Here is a 3,650-nt window from a genome sequence, read left to right on the forward strand (position 1 = left end):
CCCATCTCCCCATCCCCCCATCTCTCTCATTTATCTTGACAATGATAAAGTTGATATTCGTAGCCGTCTATGTTCGGTAGAGATTCAGTATTAGACATAACACATGTTTTGACTGCTTCTGCTGTGGGGGCATGAAAGTTTACTAGCCAGACATCGAAGGGTCGCGGTAGTGTTTTTAAAGTGTTTTCTAGAGCAATGGTAGAGGTTTTCGGGTCTTGGTTTTGATGGGCAAGGAGGAATAGGGGGTTTTGAGGTGAATTTTCCAGTTTGATTTCTCTGGCGATTCCCATCATTTCTCCAGTTTGTACGTAAGTTTTATGAGTGGTGGCAATTAATATTGGTGCTGATGATGTTTGTTGAATTAATTGCACAAAAAGGTCAGGGCGATAATATTTTTGATAGCCAAGGTTGCAGATTACTGTAATGCTGCTGAGGAGTGACATTAACCAAATTAAAATTACGGCTTTTTTGCCATTAATTTTCCATTGACCGATGTTTTTGACAATCACTTCTTTGGGAAGATGCCAACAAACTGCCAAACTAGCTGCTAGTAAAACGATAATACTGGGAAAATAGAAAAAGTGATAGCGAGCGCCTCTGGTGAGGTCAATGCCTAAAAAATACGTAAAGATAAAAAACAAAGCCATTGCAGTTATAGTAACTACGGCTAAGATTTGAATCATTATCCGGTTTTCTGGCTGTTGCAGTTGAATTTTTATTCCACGTACTAAAATAGGTGTTGCCCAAATAAAGAAAATCAGCATCACCACTCCTGAGGGAATTACAACCAATAGTTGTGCAGATTCAACTGGTAACAGCGAAATCATGGTAATTAATGTTCCTAAAGCTTGAAAAATTGGTGCAATCCAATCTAGCCCTTCACGGGAACCTCGAATCCATTGGGTTAAGTTATCGCGATTTCTATTTTCTAAAAAGATTGGTAGCCAAATTAAACTTGCAACAAAAGTACCGATGGCAACTGCATAGATACGCTGCCAGTTAGAAGCAAACAAAGAAAATTTGACGTTAGTTTGTTTTTGCTGCCAAGCAAGGAATATCAAAACTACAACTTCGGTGCAGAGGGTGAGGCTGAAGAAATAATGGGTAGCAAAACCCAAGGCATTAATTTCTACCCAAGCAAAGGCTACCCACATTGGTAATGGAGTACGGTTTTGTAAATGACGGGTGGCAATTACTAAACAAGTGAGGGAAGCAATTACCCATAGGGCTGCTAAGGTGTAGTGGCGTGCTTCTTGTGATAAAAAAACTGCGTAGGGACATACTGCCATCATGGCAGCAGCTAAGTTTCCTACCAATGGGGAACGGAATGCTATTCTACCTAATATATAAACACAAGGTATGGAGATAGCACCGATGAAAGCTGGGAGCGATCGCGCCGCAAATAGCGATACTAATCCTCCTTCATGGGAAAATAATTTCATCCACAGGTAAGCTATGACAAAATATAGCGGTGGATGGGTATCTTGTGTAAGTAAGTTTTGAATTATATGACTAATATTGGCAGCTGGGTTTGGTTGTAGCGGTTGTAATAAGATATCAGCTGCGATCGCTTTATCTAGGGGTATTCCTAAAAAATTATTCCCTAAACTAAAAACTAAGGTGCAAAATTCATCAGTCCAAGGAGGTTTTGCTGTTAAGTTGCTAAGACGCAAGCCAAAACCGATAATGAACCACATCAAGGGATGAAACCAGCTAGGAAAAAGTGGAACATACCATTTGTGGGAAAACATCTGTTGCGGGATAGATTTTTTAGCTCTTGGTGGTAGAATCTTAGCTGCATAAATGTGCAGCAACAAGATAATCTGTTTCCAAAAATAGGATCTATCCCGAAAAACGGTCATGGCCGAGCCTCACACTAATGGATTTGTAAATTTGACGTTTTAGATTCAAGTTCGTTCTCAAATCTAAAAACAAAAATGCAAATCTCAAATCCATCATTGTGATTATTTCACATCGGTAACGCGCCAGCTCAGCTTTAAGTTCACCCAGAAATTCCAAATAGTAGCAACTGCAATGGCAATTAAATTGGCAATATAACGATTAGGAATCACAAAATTAAAGACTAAATTTAATACCAGTACATTTAATATGAGTCCAGCAAGACAAATGACATTAAATTTTAGAAACCGTTTGGCTCGTTGATGCCATTCTTGCTGTCTGGAAGTCACATCAGCAAATGTCCAAGCATCATTCCACAAGAAATTATTTAAAATTGCAATTTCACCAGCAATAATTTTGCTACGTGTTAATGGTAAAGCTAAGGTAGTGGGATCGCTCAGTAAGAATAGCACTGCCATATCAACAAATACGCCACTAAACCCAACTAAACCAAAGCGCAGAAATCGACCAACTGGAAAATTAACTTTTCTGCTGAATCGTCCAACTCTGCCTGTGGAAAGCCGTAACCTGATTAAGTGGTGTATGTAGTCTACGTATTGCTTCCATGTAACTTTACTTTCGCCTTCTTTGCGTTCGCAAAATACATATCCAACTTCGTCTACTTTGTTGACTTTTCCCCGGCCGATAACCTCTAGGAGAATTTTGTATCCTACGGGATTAAGTACTGCATTGGCGATCGCACTCCGACGCACCATAAAATAACCACTCATGGGGTCGGAAACTCTTCCCAATACTCCTGGTAAGATAATTAAGCCTAATAACTGAGCGCCACGGGACAAGAAACGTCTGGCTACACTCCAACTGCTGACACCACCTCCCTCCACATGGCGGCTGGCTACTGCTAAATCTGCTCCCTGTTCAATATTACGCAGCAGTTCTATCAATACCTCTGGTGGATGCTGCAAATCTCCGTCGATTACTCCCAACACACTTCCTCTGGCTGCTTGCCAACCACGAATCACTGCTGAAGATAAACCCCTTTCGTGTTGGCGTCGCATTACCCGCAACTGCGGATATTCTGTTGTCAAAGATTGGGCAATTTCCCAAGTCATGTCTGGGCTATCATCGTCTACGACAATTAGCTCATAGTTACCTGGAATTGATTCATCTAGTATCTCACTCAATACACTGACTATCTTCCGGATATTGTCACGTTCTTTATAAGTAGGAATTACTAGGGAAAGACCGATGGATTCAGTACTAATATCTATACCCTTGGGAGGTAATTCTGGAATTTTCAGTAAACCAGTTGGAACTGTCAACAGTGAATTGGATGAGTTTGTTTTCATACTTTAAATAACATTACAAGGATGGTAGATGTCGTGATGAATGGAACCAAACATCTGCTATTTTTATCGGCTCAATGTACTTGGTTTCAAGTTTGGCAATTACTTTTTTTACAGGCTGCTATTATGAGAGTTTAGTAATTTCCACATCCTAATTTCCAGTATTTTTACTAAATTTATCTAAATTTTATATTTTCCTGGCTATTCCTGTGGTGAACTTTATGTACTTAAAAAAGACTATTGATACCAGTACAAACACAGTCTACCATTAAATTAAGTTATTAAGACTATTTTTAATTTTAAATTGTGCCCAAAATTTAGCTAGTGGTACTTCAGTACATTATGTTGTCAAGTCACAGATCTGGAATTAAGACCGTTGGCTAATTTAAGTTTTCTAAGTGCCAGCAGAAAATTGTTAGTCAATCAATAGAAAATTTTTATATC

The 3,650-nt window shown here is 39.2% G+C and carries 2 protein-coding genes; both read right to left on the minus strand.

Features of this window, described 5'->3' with window-relative positions; translation table 11 throughout:
- Positions 1-26: 26 nt before the first annotated feature.
- Entirely contained in the window at positions 27-1,751 is a 1,725-nt protein-coding gene (locus GNE10_RS32905; protein WP_185570239.1) for a glycosyltransferase, read from the minus strand.
- 213 nt (positions 1,752-1,964) lie between these two features.
- Positions 1,965-3,209: a glycosyltransferase gene (locus tag GNE10_RS32910; RefSeq protein WP_185570237.1), complete on the minus strand. Its 1,245-nt coding sequence runs from the start codon at positions 3,207-3,209 to the stop codon at positions 1,965-1,967.
- Positions 3,210-3,650: the final 441 nt, after the last annotated feature.

The sequence above is a fragment of the Nostoc sp. 2RC genome (assembly GCF_014222165.1).
Lineage (GTDB): Bacteria > Cyanobacteriota > Cyanobacteriia > Cyanobacteriales > Nostocaceae > Nostoc > Nostoc linckia.